The following is a 17,680-nucleotide window of genomic DNA, read 5'->3' on the forward strand; positions in this document are numbered from 1 at the left end:
TCTGTGCGGACGGAGAGAGAGGCGGACCGGATGAGCAGTACCGTCGCGGAGGCCCTGGTCACCCTGGGCCGCCGGTACGTACGGGACGCTCCGGGCTCGTTCGGCAAGGCGCTTGTGGCCGCCCGGTTCCTGAACCCGCATCTGCGGGACCACCCCCGCCGACGGGTCGTCGAGACCCGCTTCGGTGCGCGGTTCGCGGTCGACACCCAGGACCTGATCCAGCGGTACCTGTATCTCTTCGGGGTGTGGGAGCCGCACATGACCGGCTGGATCCAGCGCCGGCTGAAGCCGGGAGACGGCTTCATCGACGTCGGGGCCAACATCGGCGTCTTCAGCGTGCTGGCCTCACGGCTCGTCGGAGACCAGGGACGGGTCGTGGCGATCGAGGCCTCCCCGGCGTTCCACCGCCGTCTGGTGCAGCAGGCCCGGCTGAACGGGTGCCGGAACATCCGGGCCGTGAACGCCGCGGTCTCCGACGCGCCCACCACACTGACCTTCGTGCTCGCCAGCTCGCGCAACATGGGCGCGAACAGCATCGTCCCGTACGACGGGCCGGCCGAGTCCACCTTCGAGATCGACGCCCTGCCGCTGCCGGAGCTGCTCGATCCGGAGGAGATCGCGAACGCCCGTGTGATCAAGATAGATGTGGAGGGGGCGGAGGGCGGAGTCGTCCGCGGTCTGGCGCCCGTGCTGGACAAGCTCCGGCCGGACGCGGAGATCACCGTGGAGGTGACCCCCGAGCGGATGGCCCGACTCGGCGACCGTGCCGAGGACTTGATGCGCATTATGTCCGATGCCGGCTTCCACGCCTACCGGTTGGCCAACGACTACGCGGCCGAGAGCTACCCGCGCGCGCTGAGCGGGACGCCCGGGGTGGCGGTCCGCCTGCGGGGTCCGGTGGTCGAAGAGACCGATGTGGTCTTCTCCCGGGTGGACGCCGAGACCCTGCCCTGACGCGCGCGTCGCGGCGCGGCGCGTCGCGACGCGACGCGTCCCGGCAGCGGGAGTGCGGCCAAGTGGTGCTTCCGGGCATCCGGCCCTTGGGGCCGGATGGTGGTGGCGGGCACGCGGGCGGCGGTGCTTCGGGCCACGCGGGGCCTGGGACCCGGCGGTGCTTCGGGGCACGCGGGGCCTGGGCCCCGGCGGTGCTTCGGGGCACACGGGCCTGGGACCCGGCGGTGCTTCGGGGCACGCGGGACCTGGGCCCCGGCGGTGCTTCCGGGCACGCGGGACCTGGGCCCCGGCGGTGCTTCCGGGCACACGGGCCTGGGCCCCGGCGGTGCTTCGGGGCACACGGGCCTGGGACCCGGCGGTGCTTCGGGGCACACGGGACCTGGGCCCCGGCGGTGCTTCGGGGCACACGGGACCTGGGACCCGGCGGTGCTTCGGGGCACGCGGGCCTGGGACCCGGCGGTGCTTCGGGGCACGCGGGACCTGGGACCCGGCGGTGCTTCCGGGCACGCGGGACCTGGGTCAGACGGTGCTTCCGGATATACGGGGTCCGCGGTCAGGTCGTGCTTTCGGGCGCCAGGGGTCCGTCGTCAGGTCGTGCTTCCGGGGCTCGGGTACCGCCAGCCGGAGGACGCCAACGCCCTGGCCCTTGCCTCCACCACCGCCATACGCCGCTCCCGCTCGGCGGGATCGACATGCGATGCCTGGCCCGTGGCCTGCCCCTGCCACTTCCGGTACAGCAGCCCCACCTCCCGGGAGAACCAGCCCCGGCTCACGGCGTTCAGCGCGAGCAGCAGTCCCGTGTCCTCGGACGCCGGCAGCGCCATCCAGCCCCCGAGCGCCATCAGGAGGTCGCGCCGGACACAGAGCGTCGCCGGGTGGACCTGGGCGCAGAAGCCGTTCGCCTTCCAGAAGTCGAGGACCGCGCCGCGCTCGACCGGCCCGTCCGCCGGATCGCCGGGGAAGCCGGCCGTCGAGCCGTCCGGGAGGAGGTCCAGCGCGCGGGACGTGGTCCAGCCGAGGGTGGGGTCCGCTTCGAGGACGGCCAGGTCGCGGGCCAGGGTGCCCGGCGGGAGCTGGTCGTCCGCGTCCAGCACCTTCACGTACGCGCCGTCGGTGTGCGCCAGGGCCATCGTGCGGGCGACACCGGGTCCACCGGGCCGGCCCTGACGGAAGGTCACGCGCTCGTCGTCCGGGACGTACGGGCGGACGTCGTCCGTCTCCCCGTCCTCCTGGATCACCCAGTGCCACTCCCAGCCCTCCGGAAGCCACTGTTCGCCCAGGGACTTGTACGCCTCCGGCAGGAACCGGGCCGACGGGGCGTGGACAGCGGTGACGACGATGAGGCGCACGCTCACGGCTGCGCTCACCACCTTTCCAGGGGAGTGACGAAGACCAGCTCCGTGCGGTCGCCGGGCAGTGTGACGTCGGTGATGTCCACGACGCGGCCGCCGGTGTCGTACGAGGTCTTGCGGAGCAGGATCACCGGCGTCCCCGGCGGAAGTTCCAGCTCCTGCACCTCTTCGGGCGTCGGCGGACGGGCGGTGAAGCGCTCCTCGATGCGGTCGACCTCGATGCCGACCGTGCGGAGCTGGTTCTGTGTGCCGCCGGGCCAGGGCTCGTTGGAGTCGTCCAGCAGGTCCGGATTCCCCGCGACCACGTCACGGACGAGGTAGGAGGTCACCAGGCTGAACGGGGCGGTCTCGGCCGCGCAGCGCGTCCGGTACGTGCGCTCCAGCAGGACCGTGCCGTCCGGGACGCCGAACGCGTTCGCCAGGTCCTTGGGCGCCTCCGTCTCGCGGTACCTCGCCTCGAACACGAGGTGGTGCGACGGGAGCCCGGTGTCGTGCTCCGTCGCCCCGGTCCGCGCCCGCGTGGCCAGCGACTGCCGGGCGCGGTCCTTCTCCCACTGGTGCCGCCCGTTGTGGCGCACCACGGGGGTCCGCTGACGCCGTACGCGGGTTCCGTGGCCGTGCCGTCCGTCCATCAGCCGGTCGTCCGCGATCAGCTCGTACGCCTTGGGCACTGGTGCTCTCACCGATCCGTCGGGGGCCCTCCAGGCCAGCCTAGGACTCCTCAAGAGCTCCTGACGACTCGGGAAGGGGCATGGGCTGCGCAGGCCGAGGCGCCGGTGCCGGAAGACGAGCACACGGCAGACTGCCCGGCACCTGGGAGCAGGTGCCGGGTCGTCTGCCGTCGGCGTGTACGCAAGTCGCCTCGGTGGGTCCCTGGGTCTCTTCGGGTCCCTGAGTCTTTGGATCCCTGAGTGTTTCGGTCCCTGAGCGTTTCTGTCTGAACGTCGTCCGCGGATCCGTCAGCTGCGCAGCAGCACGGTCGGCTCCTCGAAGGGTCGTGGTACGGCGTGGGAGCGAAGGGCGTGGTGGGTGAGGGGCGTGCCGGCGGTGGCCGTGGAGGGACGGTGGCGGCAGGAGGGGGAGGAGCCGTGGGCCTCGGCCCTGATGCGCTGCTTCATCGTGGGGGGCAGGGAGTGGGCGAGGGCCCGGTATCCGTGCGCCGGCCACGGCAGCGTCACCTGCGGGCCGGAGGTGCGCGCCGACTGCGGCTGTGGTACCGATGCGGCAGCCGCCGTGGTGGCGTTCGTGGTGGCGAATCCGAGCGCGGCGAACAGCGCCAGGAAGGCGGTGACGACGGCGGTCCACAGCTTCATGACCTTGTTCCGGGCCATGACCCCTCACTTTCGGGTTGGGCGATTTGCGTACTTTCCTCATGATGTGTATGAGGGCTCCGAAGTGGTGGACCGACGCCCGTGCCGCGTCGATCTTCGGATGAACACCACCCGGATGGGTGCACGGGGTCGCACAAGGCCGAAAAGGGCCGGAAATCAGTGGTGGAAGGCGGTGGACGTCACACACCGTGAGGTCCGCTCACCCGCGGATCGTCAGCGGTGAGGTCCGGTCGTACTGTGCTGTGCCGGGCCGGAGTTGAGCGTCGGCTCAGGTCACCGATCGATATCGATCGGTGTGTATAGTCGGGCGCCAGAGGTCCCCTACGTCAAGGAAAGACGAGGTCGCGCGGTGAAGAAGCTTCTCCTGGTCGCACTGGCCGCCATCGGCGGGCTCCTCGTGTACCGCCAGATCCAGGCGGATCGCGCCGAGCAGGATCTGTGGACGGAGGCGACTGACTCCGTGCCCACGGGTTCGTGAGTTCAGACAGACAGCAGTTCAGAGCAGACCCCGGCCGCCGACGCGGTCGGGGTTTTGTGTTGCTTTCTGGCAGGGACTCCCCGATGCGCTCCTGCCCGTCAAGGGATCGAATGCCGCCGCAAGCGCCGTTGCCAGGGGTGAGCATTTCGGCCGCTCCTCGGTGATGCGCTGATGCCCCTGTGGCCGGCGGGGCAGGATGGGCGACGGCCCGGTCCGGTCCGGGGCGGTCCGGTCCGTGGCGGCATACGGCCAGAGGGGGCGCGGGATGTGGTGGCGCACGGAAGCGCGGCACGGAGCGCGGGGGCGCAGACTCACGCAGGCGCACGCGGTGGTGGCCCTGTGCACAACGGCCGCGCTCGGTGTCACCCCGGCGCTCCCCGCGCGAGCCGCCCAGGCCGCCCCGGCGGCAGACGCCACGCCTGCTCCGTACGCCTTCGCGTCCGACGCCGGAACGGTCCAGGGCGCCACCGGCACCACCGACGCCACACGTCTTGATCCCGGACACACGTACCGGAGCACCCTCCCCGCGGCCGGCAAGCTCTACTACCGCCTGGACCTCGACGCCACCACCGACGCCTACGTCTCCGCGACCGCCGTCCCCCGGGCCGGCGCCCAGGTCTCCGCCTCCGACGGCCTGCGCGTCTCCGTCCAGGACGCCGACGGCACCCCCTGCTCCTCCGGCACCACACACTTCGGCCCCACCCAGAGCCCGCACCCCGTCGCCGCATGGGCCGCCCGCGAGACCGGACCCGGCAGCTACGGGTGCAAGGACGCCGGGGTGTACTACGCGGTCGTCGAACGGCGCGACCTGTCCGGGTCCGCGACCGGCGCGTGGGACCTGGAGCTGGACTACGTCTCCGAACCCTCCCTGCGGCAGCCGGACGCCACGACCACCACACCGCCCGGCGCCTGGAACTCCGCGACCCCCGACGCCCTGCTGGGCGACCCCGTCCGGCGCGCGGGCGGGGCCGGCTTCGCCACGGCGAGCGCTCTCGGCCAGGGCGTCTGGCGTGACGCGATCCGGCCGGGGCAGACGCTCTTCTACAAGGTGCCCGTCGACTGGGGCCGGCAGCTTTCCGCCACCGCCGAGCTGGGCAGCTCCTCCGGCGGCTCTCCTGGCGACGGCTACGTCGGCACCGCTTTGGCCATGGCGCTGTACAACCCCGTCCGCGGCCACGTCGACGACGCCACCACCGGGTACAGCGGTGCCCAGACCTCGGCGGCCCTCACCCCGCTGCCGCCCGTCGCCTACGCCAACCGCCACGCCGCCGGCGAGCGCACGAGCGGAATGCGGTTCGCGGGCTGGTACTACCTCGCCGTGCACCTCGGCGCACCCGTGGCACAGCGGTTCGGGAACGGCCCGTTCGGACTGACGCTGCGCGTGCGGGTGAGCGGGACAGCGACGTCCCCTCCGGCGTACGCAGGGTGGTCCGCGCCGCGCGATGTGTTCCGGGTGACGGCGGCCGACCGGGAGGAAGCCGCGGTGGGGACGCCTGGAGCCGGCGGGGGAGAGAGAACGGCCGCGGCCGGCGGGTACCGCGATTCCCGCACGATGACGGCGGTCGCGGTGGGCGGGATCGGCACCGGGACCGCCCTGGTCCTGGTGCTCGCGGTGTGGACGGCCGCCGCCCGGCGGCGGGCGCGCAGCCGATGGGCCGCGTGACCGCCGCTCAGATCCGCAGCAACGCCCAGAATCCGACCGCGTAGCACAGCAGCGCGAGGAGCAGGACCGGCACGGCGACCTTCGCGGGCGGGCCGTGGCGCCGGGTGGCCTCTCGCCTGCCGTGCCGGGCGACCCGCTGCGGCTGCGTGGGAGCGTGCGGGGACGGGACGCCGTGGGCCTGGAGGTGTTGCTGTACGGCGACCGCCGGGGTTGCCGCGGGTGCCGTGGCGGAGGGCACCCGGGTGGGGTCGTGGTGCGGGGCGTGGGCCGGGGCCACGGCCGCCGTGGGCGGTGACGGCGGCCGGGCGGGCGGCCGTGGCACCACGGGGACCGCTTTGTGCGGCAACGGCAGCGGCGGCGGCAGATGGAAACTCCCGGTGTCCGACATGGCGGACGGCCGCGGAGGCGGCGCCGGGTCGGACGTCGGGGTGGGGTCGGAAGTCGGAGTGGGGCCGGACGCCGGGGTGGGGCCGGACGTCCACGTGGTGTCGGACGTCCACGTGGTGTCGGACATCGGTTCCGAGGCGGCCGGAGGTGCAGGACAGGGCGACGGTGTCGGATCCACGGTGGGTCTGGGCGGTACGACGAGGGGAGCGGCCACCGGCCGTACGGCAGAGGGAGGCGGTCCGGGCGTTGCGGTGCCCGAAACCCCGGGCCCGGCACCGGCCGTCCCCGCACCGGTCGTCGGGGGCGCCGTGGTCGGCCGCGGCGGTATCGAACCGGTCGCCGGCCATGATGCCGACACCCGGTCCGCCGACACCCGGTGCGCAGACACCCCGTCCGTCGACACCCCACCGGCCGCACCACCCGCCCCCGCGCGCACCGGCCCGTCGGGCCCGAACCCCGCCGGAAGGGGCCCGAGTTGGTCGAAGATCTCCACCTGCTCCACGTCGGGCCCCGGCTCCGGCAGCAGCTCCACGGCCGTGGCAAGCGCCTTGCGCGCCCCGGTCGCCGTACGGAACCGCGCGGCCGGATCCGGCTGCACCAGGTTCGCGACGACCTCCCACAGCGGCCCGGGCACTCCCTGTGGCGCCCCCGGCGTCCCGTTGGCCGTGAAGTACTCGACCAGCGCCTTGGCGTCGGGCTTGGCACCCTGCAGCAGATACAGGGCGACCAGTCCCACGGCGAACAGGTCGGCCGGGAAGTCGGGTTCCGCGCCCAGCAGTTGCTCCGGAGCGAGATAACCAGGCGTGCCCACCACGTAGTCGGTCTCCGTCAGCCGCGGCTCACCCAGCCGCATGGCGATGCCGAAGTCCGACAGCCGCAGCCGGGGCCGGGCCGTGCCGGTGGCCTCCAGAAGGATGTTGGCGGGCTTGATGTCCCGGTGCACGACCCCCTCCGCGTGCACGGCCGCGAGCCCGGACAACAGCTGGTCCAGCAGGGTGCAGACGAACACCGGGGGCAGCGGCCCGTAGTCCCCGACGAGGTGGACGAGCGAGCCGCCGGCGACCAGGTCCATGGTGAACAGCACCTTGTCGTCGTCCGCGGCCCAGCTCGCGGGTGCCAGAACATGGGGGTGGTCGATGCGCAGCGCCTGCTCGCGCACGAACCTCAGCAGGGAGTGGGCGTCGCTCTGCTGCAGCACCTTCGCGGCCACATAACGGCGTCGCCGGTGGTCCCAGGCGCGCCAGACCGCACCGACTCCCCCGCGCCCGATGGGATCGACCAGTTCGTACCGCCCGGCGAAGACCTCACCCATGGTCGTGCGTCGCTCCCCCTCCCGGACGGCGACGAGGACCCCCGTGCACCCCCCGGCGCGAGAGTCCCCGGCGGCAAAGGCGTCGGCTCAGTTCTGGTGGGACTGGTAGTGGGCGACCGCGTCGGAGGTGCGGCCGGCGCCGTACACCCGGAGGAACTCTGCCAGTTCCGGGTGGCTCGGGGCGAGGGTGTCCGCCGCCTCGATGATGTCCCCGGCCGCCGCCACCGAGCGCAGCAGCGACTGGATCTCACGGACCACCCGCTTCACCGTGGGCGCACCCGAACTGTTCGTCGTCTGTGTGGTGTTGCTCAGCACCGAGCCCCCCTGGGACTTCTTGATCTCCTCCATGCGCTCGGTCGCCTCGGCGGCGCTGACACTGCCGTCCGACACCTGCGCCGCCAGATCCTGCAGCAGCTGCACCCGCTGGACCACCGCCGGGTTGCCGATCTTGGCCCGCTGACCGCTCATCAGCTGCGACAGCATCGGGGCGGACAGTCCGAGAACCCCCGCGAGCCGGGCCTGGTTGAGCCCGAGATCCTCGATGAGTCTACGGAAGAGCGCCCCCAACGGCTCCCCGTACCAGTTCCGCTGCAGCTCCCGCGCTCTTGCGGTGGCTTCCTGCTGTGCGGCGTCCATTGCGTCTCCCCATCGCTGCCCCAAAAACCGCGGTTCGCTGTAGCGAACCACGACGAGCATCTTACGGAGAGTGGTTGTCCACGGGGACCCCCCATCTTTTTGTGAGATACCGGCCAGGACCCGGTACGCTGGTCCGCAGCGCCCGGCGGTCCGTGTTCCACCGCCCGGACGTCTCTCCTCGGGGCCTTAGCTCAGTTGGTAGAGCGCTGTCTTTGCATGGCAGATGTCAGGGGTTCGACTCCCCTAGGCTCCACACTCGAAACCGGTCGATCGCCGCGTCGTGGCGATCGACCGGTTTTTGCGTGTGCCGTGACTCCGGTCACACGCGGAATTTGCAGCCGTTGCGATCCATAGCGTGAACAGCCGGCGAAGGCCGGGCTCCTCGCGGTCTCCCTCCTGGGGTCCGGCGGCCACCGGCCCTCCACCGGGGCGCGTTAGCAGTCCTGGTACCACCTGGTGGGCCCCGGCGTGCGTAATCGTGAATGTGCTCCGAGTGAGCGAAGTCTCCACGGAACGTGCACACCAGAAGCGTTGCAAACGTCATCACGGAGATGAGACGTGAACGCCCGCCCTCGTTCCACGTGAAACAGCGCCGTGGGGCAGGGGAACCCTCACCTTCCCCTGCCCCACGGTGTGATGGCAGCCCACAGCCGACCAGGCTGACTCAGCGGCGGTCGTCGCCGTCCGTGGAGTCCTCCTCGGCCTGCTTCGCCTCCACCTCCGGGTCCAGCACGCTGGGACCGCTGCCGTCCACCGACGACAGCCGCTCGCTCTGCGGGACCTCGGTCGCGGCAGGCGGCTCGACCAGCCAGTCGGGGTTCGCCTGCTTGTCCCACCACTTCCAGGCGGCGAAGGCGCCGCCCGCCGCGAGGCCCAGCAGGGCCAGACCCTTCGCCACGCGGCGGCCCTGGCCCGCCGCCGCTGCCGGCGCACCAGCTTCTCGATCTGCCGCGGCGAGATCTGACCGCGCAGCGCGGCCAGCGCCGCCGCCCCGCGGGCCGCCGCCTCCTCCCGCACCGGGCCGGCCGCGGCTACGGCCTGCTCGATCTTCGGACGGGAGTAGTCGGCCGCCTGGCGGGCCGCCTTGCGGGTGCGGGTCGCGGCCTGGTCCACTGCCGGCGGCACATGGGCGCGGGCCTGTTCCAGACGCGGGGCGAGATGGGCGTCGTACTGGACGCGGGCCTGCTCGGCGGCCTGCGACACCTTGGGCGCGAGACGGACACGCGCCTCATGTGCGTAGTGCGCTGCCTTGTCCTTGGCCGTGTCGGCGTAGGGCGCCACCACTTCCGCGGCATGCAGCACGCTGTCCTTCGCCGAACCGGTCGCGGCGCGCACGCTGTCGATGCGGGTCACGGGGTTCCTCCTCCTCGGTGGCGTACGGTAATTCGACTTTCCAGCCTTTTACGGATCATGCCTGTCGAACAGCACCCGGGCATGCGAGGAACGGCATCCGGGTCATGAGGTCCCAAGCGGACGATTGCGGTCCGTGCCCGGGCGGACGACGAGAGACGATCACGCGCATCAGCCGATCACGTGCAAGAGCGGATGAATACGGAGTAACAGGAGCTTGTCCCCGACAATGCCACGGATCGTCCGGCCGCGCCCTCGAGACAGGACGACTCGACCGGTTTTCCACACGCCCGCAGCCGCCACCGGCCGCACGAACCGCCCACCGTCCTCCCTCCCGCCCCAGCAGCATCACAAGAACCACCGACCGATGTTTCCCCCGGACGTGGTCGCCGGACGACGCGGAGGGCGTAGCGTGCGAGGATCAGGGGGTCACAAAGGACAACGGAAGGCAGATCGTGGCTGAGCAGCTCTACGCCACCCTGAAGACCAACCACGGCGACATCCTGGTCCGGCTCTTCCCGGACCACGCCCCCAAGACGGTCAAGAACTTCGTCGAACTCGCCAAGGGCGAGCGTGAGTGGACCAACCCCGCCACCGGCGAGAAGTCCACCCAGAAGCTCTACGACGGCACGGTCTTCCACCGGGTGATCAGCGGCTTCATGATCCAGGGCGGTGACCCGCTGGGCAACGGCACCGGCGGTCCCGGCTACCAGTTCGAGGACGAGTTCCACCCGGACCTGCGCTTCGACAAGCCCTACCTGCTGGCCATGGCCAACGCCGGCCCGGGCACCAACGGCTCGCAGTTCTTCATCACGGTCGCCCCGACGGCCTGGCTGAACCGCAAGCACACGATCTTCGGCGAGGTCACCGACGCTGGCAGCCAGAAGGTCGTGGACTCCATCGCCACCACCCAGACCAACCCGCGCACCGACCGCCCGGTCAACGACGTCGTCATCGAGTCGGTCGTCGTCGAGACCCGCGAGGGCTGACCCCCACAGGGCACCCCGCACGAGGGAACAAAAGCGCCCCGCCCGTCCGTAGAAGGAGGGGCGGGGCACCCCGTCGTACGGAGAAGTGAGGGACCTCATGGACCAGGCGCCAGGCAGCCCGCAGGGCCCGCAGAACCAGGGGCCGTCCGAGGCCCGGGAGCTGCCGGTCTGCTACCGGCACCCGGACCGCGAGACCGGCATCCGCTGCACCCGATGCGAGCGCCCCATCTGCCCGGAGTGCATGGTCGACGCCTCGGTGGGCTTCCAGTGCCCCGAGTGCGTCCGCACCGGATCCGGCACGGGCCACGCCCCGGCCGCCTCCCGGCCGCGCACGCTCGCGGGCGGGGCGGTCACCGCCGACCCCCGGCTGCTCACGAAGATCCTCATCGGGATCAACCTGGGCGTCTTCCTGCTCCAGATGTCGCTCGGCGACACCTTCACCAACCACTTCGAGCTCGTCGGACGAGCCAGCTTCTCGATCTCCGGCCCGATCGAGGGGGTCGCTGAAGGCCAGTGGTACCGGCTGCTGACCGCGATGTTCCTGCACGGCAGCTACATCCACATCCTGTTCAACATGCTCAGCCTGTGGTGGATCGGCGGCCCGCTGGAGGCGGCCCTCGGCCGCGCCCGCTACCTCGCGCTCTACTTCGTCTCCGGGCTCGCAGGCAGCGCCCTCACGTATCTGATCGCCGCGCCCAACCTGCCCTCACTCGGCGCCTCCGGCGCGATCTTCGGTCTGTTCGGCGCCACCGCCGTGCTCATGCGCCGGCTCCGCTACGACATGCGGCCCGTCATCGCCCTGCTGGTGATCAACCTGATCTTCACCTTCGGGTGGAGCAACATCGCATGGCAGGCCCACATCGGGGGACTCGTCGGCGGTGTCGTGGTCGGCTACGCCATGGTCCACGCACCGCGCGAGCGCCGGGCCCTCGTGCAGTACGGGGTGTGCGCGCTGGTGCTGGCCGCCGTGGTCGTCATGACACTGGTGAGAACAGCTCAGCTCACCTGAGTGGCGAATGTGCACAGGCCGTAGCCCGGGGTTGTACCCAGAGTTGTCCACAGCCCGGCCCGGGATCTTGTGCATGCCGCGGGGAACGCAGGTGCCCCCTGTCACCGACCGGAGTTTTCCCAGGTGGGACAGGGGGCGAACAGGTTTGCGGGGGCCGGTGATTCCGTCATACCGGCGTCAATGCCCGACGGGTTATCCACAGATCGTCGTTCTTTTTCCACTGGCCGCAAGGATTGTGGACAGGGTTGTGGATAACTCGGCGTGCAGCTGTGGGCAGAGCCGGCGCGGACGGGTGTCGGGCCCCTACTTCCACTGGGTGGAGACGCCGAACCCGGCGGCGATGAACCCGAAGCCCACCACGATGTTCCAGTTGCGCAGGGCGTGGATCGGCAGCGACCCGTCGGTCACGTAGAAGACGACGATCCAGGCCAGCCCGATGAGGAACATGGCGAGCATGACCGGTGCGACCCAGCCGCGGTTCTCCAGCTTGATGGCCTGGGCCTGCTTGGACGGCGGGGGCGTGTAGTCGGCCTTCTTGCGGATACGTGACTTCGGCACGAGGGTCTCTCCTGTCGATGCGCTGCGTCGCCGCGCAGGGAACTGGGGCTGGCTCCGGGGCAGCGTACAAGGGGACATGAGCGCTCCCCCGGGCGTCCGTTAGCGTAGTGCTTCCGCGGCGCCGAAGGAGATAAGGGTACGTGAGCGATACGGCCGACTCCCCCGGGACGGGTTCCGATTCCCCGGAAGCGGGGAACCCGTCCGTCCGCACGCGCCGATTCCGGCCCGTGCGGGTGCTCACCGTGGGCGTCTTCGCACTCGCCGGTCTTCTGTTCATGACGAGCTTCAACACGGCCAAGGGCACCAACCTCCGCACCGACACCTCGTTGCTGAAGCTCTCCGACCTCATCCAGGAGCGCAGCCACAAGAACGCCCGGCTCGACGAGTCCGACGCCGCTCTGCGCTCCGCCGTGGAGGCCCTGGCCAAGCGCACCGGCGGCACCATGAGCAAGGCCGAGCAGGACCGCCTCGCGGCGCTGGAGAAGGACGCCGGCACCCAGAGGCTCAGCGGCAGGGCCGTCACGGTCACCCTGAACGACGCCCCGCCGAACGCCACCGCGAAGCTCCCCGGATACCCGGAGCCGCAGCCCGACTACCTGGTGATCCACCAGCAGGACCTCCAGGCCGTGGTGAACGCGCTGTGGCAGGGCGGCGCCCAGGGCATCAAGGTCATGGACCAGCGGCTGATCTCCACCAGCGCGGTGCGCTGCGTCGGCAACACCCTGATCCTCCAGGGCCGCGTCTACTCGCCCCCCTACAAGATCACGGCCGTCGGGGACCCGGACAAGCTGCAGAAGGCGCTCGCGGACTCGCCCGCGATCCAGAACTACATGGTGTACGTCAACGTCTACGGCCTCGGCTGGAAAGTCACCGAGGACGGAACGGTGACTCTTCCCGGCTACTCCGGCACAGTGGACCTGCACTACGCCAAGCCCGTGGAGTAGAGGCCGCTGCCGCTGGGGGGATCCGTGCCGCTGCGCGTGATCGTCAGGACCGTCAGCGAACTGTGCATCACCGTGGGCGCCCTCATCGTGTTGTTCGTGGTCTACGTGGTGTTCTGGACCGGGGTGAAGGCGGACGGCGCGATGAGCGACCAGATCGGCCAGTTGCAGAAGCAGTGGGCGAAGGAGGCGGTGCGCACGTCCGCCGCGCCGACGAGCGCCGCGAGCCCCGGCAGTCCGGGGCCGTATGTCCAGGGTCGGCCGTTCGCCGTCATGTACGTCCCCCGGTTCGGTTTCACGTGGAACAAGCCCGTGCTCGAGGACACCGCCGTGGACACCCTGAAGAAGGGGCTGGGCCACTACAAGGGCGCTGCTCGGCTCGGCCAGGTGGGCAACTTCGCGGTCGCCGGCCACCGGCGTACGTACGGCGATCCCTTCAAGGACTTCCCCAGGCTGCGGCCCGGCGACGCGGTGGTCCTCACCGACGGCACCACCTGGTTCACGTATCGGATCGACAAAGGCCCTTACAAAACGGTGCCCTCCGACGTTGAAGTGATCGACCCTGTGCCACGTACGTCCGGGTACACGCGTCCGGGACGCTATCTGACGCTGACCACGTGCGATCCCGAGTGGGGTCACAGTCACCGGCTGATCGTCTGGGCGCACCTGGATTCCACACAGCCTGTGGAGGCAGGGAAACCGGCGGCTCTGCGCCAGTAGTCTGGTGGCGTACGGCGTGAGTCTGGTGCCGTGGTGAGACGGAAGGGACGGCATGTACGGCTGGATCTGGCGGCATCTGCCGGGGAATGCGTGGCTGAAGGCACTGATTTCCGTCGTGCTGGTCCTGGCCGTGGTGTACGTCCTGTTCCAGTACGTCTTCCCGTGGGCCGAACCGCTGCTGCCCTTCAACGATGTGACGGTGGACAACCAGTGAGTGCGCGCATTCTCGTCGTCGACAACTACGACAGCTTCGTCTTCAACCTGGTGCAGTACCTGTACCAGCTGGGCGCCGAGTGCGAGGTGCTGCGCAACGACGAGGTGTCGACGGCGCACGCCCAGGACGGCTTCGACGGCGTCCTGCTGTCCCCCGGGCCGGGCACGCCCGAGGAGGCGGGCGTCTGCGTCGACATGGTCCGCCACTGCGCGGCGACGGGCGTCCCCGTCTTCGGCGTGTGTCTGGGCATGCAGTCGATGCAAGTGGCGTACGGCGGTGTCGTCGACCGGGCGCCGGAGCTGCTGCACGGCAAGACTTCGCTGGTGGAGCACGAGGGCAAGGGCGTCTTCGCGGGACTGCCGTCCCCCTTCACGGCGACCCGTTACCACTCCCTGGCCGCCGAACCGGCCACCGTCCCGGCCGAGCTGGAGGTCACGGCGCGCACGCACGACGGGATCATCATGGGTCTCAGGCACCGGGAGCTGCGGGTGGAGGGTGTGCAGTTCCACCCCGAGTCGGTGCTGACCGAGCACGGACACCGCATGCTGGCCAACTGGCTGGCGGAGTGCGGTGACGAGGGGGCCGTGGCGAGGTCGGCGGGGCTCGCCCCGGTGGTGGGCAGGGCCACGGCGTGACCGCGCTGCGCCCCGAGCGCGAGAGCGGCGCCACCTACGGGGACGCCGCGGAGCAAGGGTCCTCGTACGGGCAGCAGCCGTACGGGGACTTCGGCGTGTGGCAGGGGCAGGAGCCGGGCGTTCAGTGGCAGGGCGCCGGGGAGTACGGGCAGCAGGCGCCGCAGCAGACGTACGAGCCCCAGCAGGGGTACGACGCGACGGCGGTACTCCCGTCGTACGGGGAACCGCGACCGGCACCGGCTCCCGCGTACGACGAGCCGCTGCCGGTGGACGACGAGACCGTCGCGCTGCGCGCCACGGACATCGAGGAGGCGCGGCGGGCCGCGAACCGCGCCGCCGAGGCCGCTCCGGCGCCCGGCGGCCGTGCCGCGCGCCGCAAGGCGGCCCGGAGGCACGGGCGGCGCGGGAGCGGGCCGCAGACGCCCGAGAAGGCCGTGGAGGCGCCCGCTCAGGCGCCGCGCTCCCGTGTGGAGGCCCGGCGGGCGGCGAGGGCGCAGAAGCCCGGTGCGGCGGTCGTGGCGAGCCGGGTGGTGGGTGAGCTGTTCATCACCACCGGTGTGATGATGCTGCTGTTCGTGACGTACCAGCTGTGGTGGTCGAACGTGCGGGCGCACCAGGAGGCGGGCAGCGCCGCGCAGCACCTCCAGCAGGACTGGGCGAGCGGCAAGCGGGAGCCGGGGGTGTTCGCGCCGGGGCAGGGCTTCGCCATCCTGCACATCCCGAAGCTGGACGTGGTGGCGCCGATCGCGGAGGGCACCAGCAAGACGAAGGTGCTCGACAAGGGCATGGTCGGGCACTACGGCGAGGGCAGCCTGAAGACGGCGATGCCGAGCGACAAGACCGGCAACTTCGGGCTCGCGGGGCACCGGAACACGCACGGCGAGCCGTTCCGGTACATCAACCGTCTCCAGCCGGGCGACGCCATCGTGGTGGAGACGCAGGACGAGTACTACGTCTACAAGATGACGTCGATGCTGCCGGTGACGTCTCCGGCGAACACCAGTGTCCTGGACCCGATCCCGAAGGGCTCGGGCTTCACCGCACCGGGCCGCTACATCACATTGACCACGTGCACGCCGGAGTTCACCAGCAAGTACCGGCTGATCGTGTGGGGCAAGATGGTCGAGGAACGGCCGCGCAGCAAGGGCAAGCCGGACGCGCTCATTTCTTAGGACGCGTGCCCTTTCGCGGCGCACGTGGAGGCACAGGCACGTGGAACAGACGGAGCGGATGCAGTGGGAGTGACCACCGACCAGGACGAGCAGACCGACGCGCCGTCACCCGGCCCCGGCGCCTCCTCGTCCGCACGGCGGCGCCGCGGGCGCGGCCGGATCGCGCTGGCCGTCAGCGTCTTCGGCGAGCTGCTGATCACGGCGGGCCTGGTGCTGGGCCTGTTCGTCGTCTACTCCCTGTGGTGGACGAACGTCATAGCGGACCGCAGGGCCGACCATCAGGGCGACAAGGTGCGCGACCACTGGGCGGCCGAGAAGGACAGCGGCCCGGGCGCCCTCGACACCAAGGACGGCATCGGCTTCCTGCACGTGCCGGCGATGAGGAACGGCGAGGTGCTCGTCGAGAAGGGCACGTCGACGAGCGTCCTCAACGACGGCGTGGCCGGCTACTACACGGACCCGGTCAAGGCGACGCTGCCGATGACGGGCAAGACGGGCAACTTCGCGCTGGCCGCGCACCGGGACGGGCACGGGGCGAAGTTCCACAACATCGACAAGCTGAAGAAGGGCGACCCGATCGTCTTCGAGACGAAGGACGACTGGTACGTCTACAAGGTCTTCGCGATCCTCCCGGAGACCTCGAAGTACAACGTGAAGGTGCTCTCGGCGGTCCCGAAGCAGGCGGGCGTGAAGAAGCCGGGCCACTACATCACGCTGACGACGTGCACCCCCGTCTACACCTCGGAGTACCGGTACATCGTGTGGGGCGAACTGGTGCGGGTGCAGAAGGTGGACAGCGAGCGGACGCCGCCGAAGGAGTTGGCTGAGTAGGATGCCGAGGGCCCGAAGCCGCAACTTCCTCTTGCGGCTTCGGGCTCCTGTGTTCGCTGCCGTCTCATGCAGAGCGTTCAGGCGCACGCCTGCGGTCCACGCTTCCAGCTCGTGGCGGTCCACGAGGACGACGCCGCTCAAACGGGCAATCGCCTGGGCTTCGTGGGTGAAGTTGCAGGTGGCGACGAACAGGGCGATGTCCACAGGCTCGACGGTCCGCGCGGCGCCGGCGAACTTCTGCATGTCGGCGCTCGACACGTACTGCCGATGGTTGTACCGCTTGCACTGGACGGCCACCGTTCGTCCGGCGGCCGTGCGTGCGGTGACGTCGATGCCTCGGTCGCTGTTGGCCCTCCGCACGACCACATCTGTACAGCCGTCGCGCCGGAGCAGGTCGGCGACTTGGCGTTCGAACGCCTGCCAGGTCATCTTCCTGATGGACGCGCTGATCCCGTTCCTCGGCTCCTCGCCCTCCAGTGTGCTGATCCGGTGGTGATGCCAGCAGAGCCTGCGCTCGACGTTCTCGATGTCCTCGCGGAGGGCGATGAGCTCTCGGCGGTGCTCACTGGAGCTTTCGATCAGCGCGTTGAACATGGGAACGACGGTCTTGCCGAGGATGTGGGCGATGCGCTGGTCGATGTGGTCGTCGAGGGACGGTGGGTCTGTGGGAGCCGGCTTTTCCACAGGCTGTGTACGGGCCAGGTACTCCACGTCGAGGAGGTACCTGCGCACCTGACGTGCGACTTCGCTGTCGCGGAGCAGCATGGCGACGTTGAGGACGGTCCGGCGGGAGAAGAGTGCCATGGAACGCGTGCGTGACTGGATCCCACTGAGTTGCTTGAAGTAACTCAGTTCTGTACCTGTCAGAACGCGGTAGCCGTTCGCCTCAAGTTCTGTGCGGTGATCGAGTACGAGGGCGCGGACAGCTTCGACAGTGACCCCGAAGTACGCCGCCACCATCGCCGTCGTCACATGCATCCCGTCCGGTAGCAGCGACAGCGCCTCCACCCTGTCGAGCACGTCGGTGCGTTCCAGCACGCTGCTCCGCAGAGCCTTCGATTCGAGAAGCGCTGATTCGTCGATCACGTTCCGTCCTTCCACCACTCGTGTCGTGTTCGCATGGCGGACAGGGAGCCGATGCCCCATCC

General features: G+C 70.5%; 17 protein-coding genes, 1 tRNA gene and 2 pseudogenes. 12 read left to right on the forward strand and 8 right to left on the reverse strand.

Annotated features, from left to right (window positions below):
* The first annotated feature begins 30 nt into the window (after positions 1-30).
* Entirely contained in the window at positions 31-954 is a 924-nt protein-coding gene (locus tag N8I84_RS20865) for an FkbM family methyltransferase (protein WP_263230914.1), read from the forward strand.
* A 587-nt stretch (positions 955-1,541) separates the two neighbouring features.
* Here N8I84_RS20865 and N8I84_RS20870 read toward each other — a convergent pair.
* From N8I84_RS20870 to N8I84_RS20880, 3 genes are all read right to left on the reverse strand, one after another.
* Complete coding sequence (locus tag N8I84_RS20870; RefSeq protein WP_263230915.1) at positions 1,542-2,309, reverse strand: glycosyltransferase family 2 protein; 768 nt, start codon at positions 2,307-2,309, stop codon at positions 1,542-1,544.
* An 8-nt stretch (positions 2,310-2,317) separates the two neighbouring features.
* Positions 2,318-2,938, reverse strand: coding sequence for a UTRA domain-containing protein (locus N8I84_RS20875; protein WP_263234838.1), 621 nt, complete (start codon positions 2,936-2,938; stop codon positions 2,318-2,320).
* Positions 2,939-3,265: 327 nt separating this feature from the next.
* Positions 3,266-3,637 (reverse strand): DUF6344 domain-containing protein, encoded by a 372-nt coding sequence (locus tag N8I84_RS20880; RefSeq protein ID WP_263230916.1) that lies wholly within the window; start codon positions 3,635-3,637, stop codon positions 3,266-3,268.
* Between the two features lie 349 nt (positions 3,638-3,986).
* On the opposite strand from N8I84_RS20880, the gene N8I84_RS20885 reads away from it, so the two are divergent.
* Both N8I84_RS20885 and N8I84_RS20890 read left to right on the forward strand, forming a co-directional pair.
* A complete protein-coding gene (locus N8I84_RS20885; RefSeq protein ID WP_003999697.1) occupies positions 3,987-4,115 on the forward strand; it encodes a DLW-39 family protein in 129 nt (42 codons plus the stop codon).
* 265 nt (positions 4,116-4,380) lie between these two features.
* Positions 4,381-5,778 (forward strand): hypothetical protein, encoded by a 1,398-nt coding sequence (locus tag N8I84_RS20890; protein WP_263230917.1) that lies wholly within the window; start codon positions 4,381-4,383, stop codon positions 5,776-5,778.
* A 7-nt stretch (positions 5,779-5,785) separates the two neighbouring features.
* Here N8I84_RS20890 and N8I84_RS20895 read toward each other — a convergent pair whose 3' ends face one another.
* Together N8I84_RS20895 and N8I84_RS20900 are read right to left on the reverse strand one after the other, a co-directional pair.
* Positions 5,786-7,477, reverse strand: coding sequence for a serine/threonine-protein kinase (locus tag N8I84_RS20895; protein ID WP_263230918.1), 1,692 nt, complete (start codon positions 7,475-7,477; stop codon positions 5,786-5,788).
* Positions 7,478-7,564: 87 nt separating this feature from the next.
* On the reverse strand, positions 7,565-8,113 hold the full coding sequence (locus N8I84_RS20900) for a helix-turn-helix domain-containing protein (protein ID WP_263230919.1): 549 nt from the start codon (positions 8,111-8,113) through the stop codon (positions 7,565-7,567).
* 180 nt (positions 8,114-8,293) lie between these two features.
* On the opposite strand from N8I84_RS20900, the gene N8I84_RS20905 reads away from it, so the two are divergent.
* A tRNA-Ala gene (locus N8I84_RS20905) sits at positions 8,294-8,366 on the forward strand.
* 411 nt (positions 8,367-8,777) lie between these two features.
* Here N8I84_RS20905 and N8I84_RS20910 read toward each other — a convergent pair.
* Positions 8,778-9,466: pseudogene (locus tag N8I84_RS20910) on the reverse strand (DUF5324 family protein).
* Positions 9,467-9,918: 452 nt separating this feature from the next.
* On the opposite strand from N8I84_RS20910, the gene N8I84_RS20915 reads away from it, so the two are divergent.
* Complete coding sequence (locus tag N8I84_RS20915) at positions 9,919-10,452, forward strand: peptidylprolyl isomerase (protein WP_263230920.1); 534 nt, start codon at positions 9,919-9,921, stop codon at positions 10,450-10,452.
* A gap of 97 nt (positions 10,453-10,549) precedes the next feature.
* Positions 10,550-11,461, forward strand: a complete 912-nt coding sequence (locus N8I84_RS20920; protein WP_263230921.1) for a rhomboid family intramembrane serine protease — start codon at positions 10,550-10,552, stop codon at positions 11,459-11,461.
* Between the two features lie 303 nt (positions 11,462-11,764).
* Here N8I84_RS20920 and crgA read toward each other — a convergent pair whose 3' ends face one another.
* Positions 11,765-12,019 carry a cell division protein CrgA gene (gene crgA, locus N8I84_RS20925; RefSeq protein WP_103837311.1) on the reverse strand — a complete coding sequence of 85 codons (255 nt, stop codon included), beginning with the start codon at positions 12,017-12,019 and terminating at the stop codon, positions 11,765-11,767.
* A 140-nt stretch (positions 12,020-12,159) separates the two neighbouring features.
* On the opposite strand from crgA, the gene N8I84_RS20930 reads away from it, so the two are divergent.
* From N8I84_RS20930 to N8I84_RS20955, 6 genes are all read left to right on the forward strand, one after another.
* A complete protein-coding gene (locus tag N8I84_RS20930; protein WP_263230922.1) occupies positions 12,160-12,963 on the forward strand; it encodes a DUF881 domain-containing protein in 804 nt (267 codons plus the stop codon).
* 30 nt (positions 12,964-12,993) lie between these two features.
* Positions 12,994-13,680 carry a class E sortase gene (locus tag N8I84_RS20935; RefSeq protein WP_263234839.1) on the forward strand — a complete coding sequence of 229 codons (687 nt, stop codon included), beginning with the start codon at positions 12,994-12,996 and terminating at the stop codon, positions 13,678-13,680.
* Positions 13,681-13,732: 52 nt separating this feature from the next.
* Positions 13,733-13,894, forward strand: a complete 162-nt coding sequence (locus tag N8I84_RS20940; protein ID WP_181138833.1) for a hypothetical protein — start codon at positions 13,733-13,735, stop codon at positions 13,892-13,894.
* Entirely contained in the window at positions 13,891-14,529 is a 639-nt protein-coding gene (locus N8I84_RS20945; protein ID WP_263230923.1) for an aminodeoxychorismate/anthranilate synthase component II, read from the forward strand. Before N8I84_RS20940 ends, N8I84_RS20945 begins: the two co-directional genes overlap by 4 nt.
* Positions 14,526-15,701: a class E sortase gene (locus N8I84_RS20950; RefSeq protein WP_263230924.1), complete on the forward strand. Its 1,176-nt coding sequence runs from the start codon at positions 14,526-14,528 to the stop codon at positions 15,699-15,701. Before N8I84_RS20945 ends, N8I84_RS20950 begins: the two co-directional genes overlap by 4 nt.
* A 63-nt stretch (positions 15,702-15,764) precedes the next feature.
* The gene (locus N8I84_RS20955) at positions 15,765-16,532 is read left to right on the forward strand and encodes a class E sortase (RefSeq protein ID WP_263230925.1); all 768 of its coding nucleotides are present in this window, start codon (positions 15,765-15,767) and stop codon (positions 16,530-16,532) included.
* A 156-nt stretch (positions 16,533-16,688) separates the two neighbouring features.
* On the opposite strand, the pseudogene N8I84_RS42750 reads toward N8I84_RS20955, so the two are convergent.
* Positions 16,689-17,678, reverse strand: a pseudogene (locus tag N8I84_RS42750) (restriction endonuclease); the annotation flags it as partial.
* Positions 17,679-17,680 lie beyond the last annotated feature (2 nt).

The organism is Streptomyces cynarae (assembly GCF_025642135.1).
GTDB classification, from domain to species: Bacteria; Actinomycetota; Actinomycetes; order Streptomycetales; family Streptomycetaceae; genus Streptomyces; species Streptomyces cynarae.

Excerpts from the sequence above, each read along its gene's own strand:
- N8I84_RS20865 (WP_263230914.1), top strand. The coding sequence starts at position 31 with ATGAGCAGTACCGTCGCGGAGGCCCTGGTCACCCTGGGCCGCCGGTAC.
- N8I84_RS20875 (WP_263234838.1), bottom strand. The coding sequence starts at position 2,938 with ATGGACGGACGGCACGGCCACGGAACCCGCGTACGGCGTCAGCGGACC.
- N8I84_RS20880 (WP_263230916.1), bottom strand. The coding sequence starts at position 3,637 with ATGGCCCGGAACAAGGTCATGAAGCTGTGGACCGCCGTCGTCACCGCC.
- N8I84_RS20890 (WP_263230917.1), top strand. The coding sequence starts at position 4,381 with ATGTGGTGGCGCACGGAAGCGCGGCACGGAGCGCGGGGGCGCAGACTC.
- N8I84_RS20895 (WP_263230918.1), bottom strand. The coding sequence starts at position 7,477 with ATGGGTGAGGTCTTCGCCGGGCGGTACGAACTGGTCGATCCCATCGGG.
- N8I84_RS20900 (WP_263230919.1), bottom strand. The coding sequence starts at position 8,113 with ATGGACGCCGCACAGCAGGAAGCCACCGCAAGAGCGCGGGAGCTGCAG.
- N8I84_RS20920 (WP_263230921.1), top strand. The coding sequence starts at position 10,550 with ATGGACCAGGCGCCAGGCAGCCCGCAGGGCCCGCAGAACCAGGGGCCG.
- N8I84_RS20940 (WP_181138833.1), top strand. The coding sequence starts at position 13,733 with ATGTACGGCTGGATCTGGCGGCATCTGCCGGGGAATGCGTGGCTGAAG.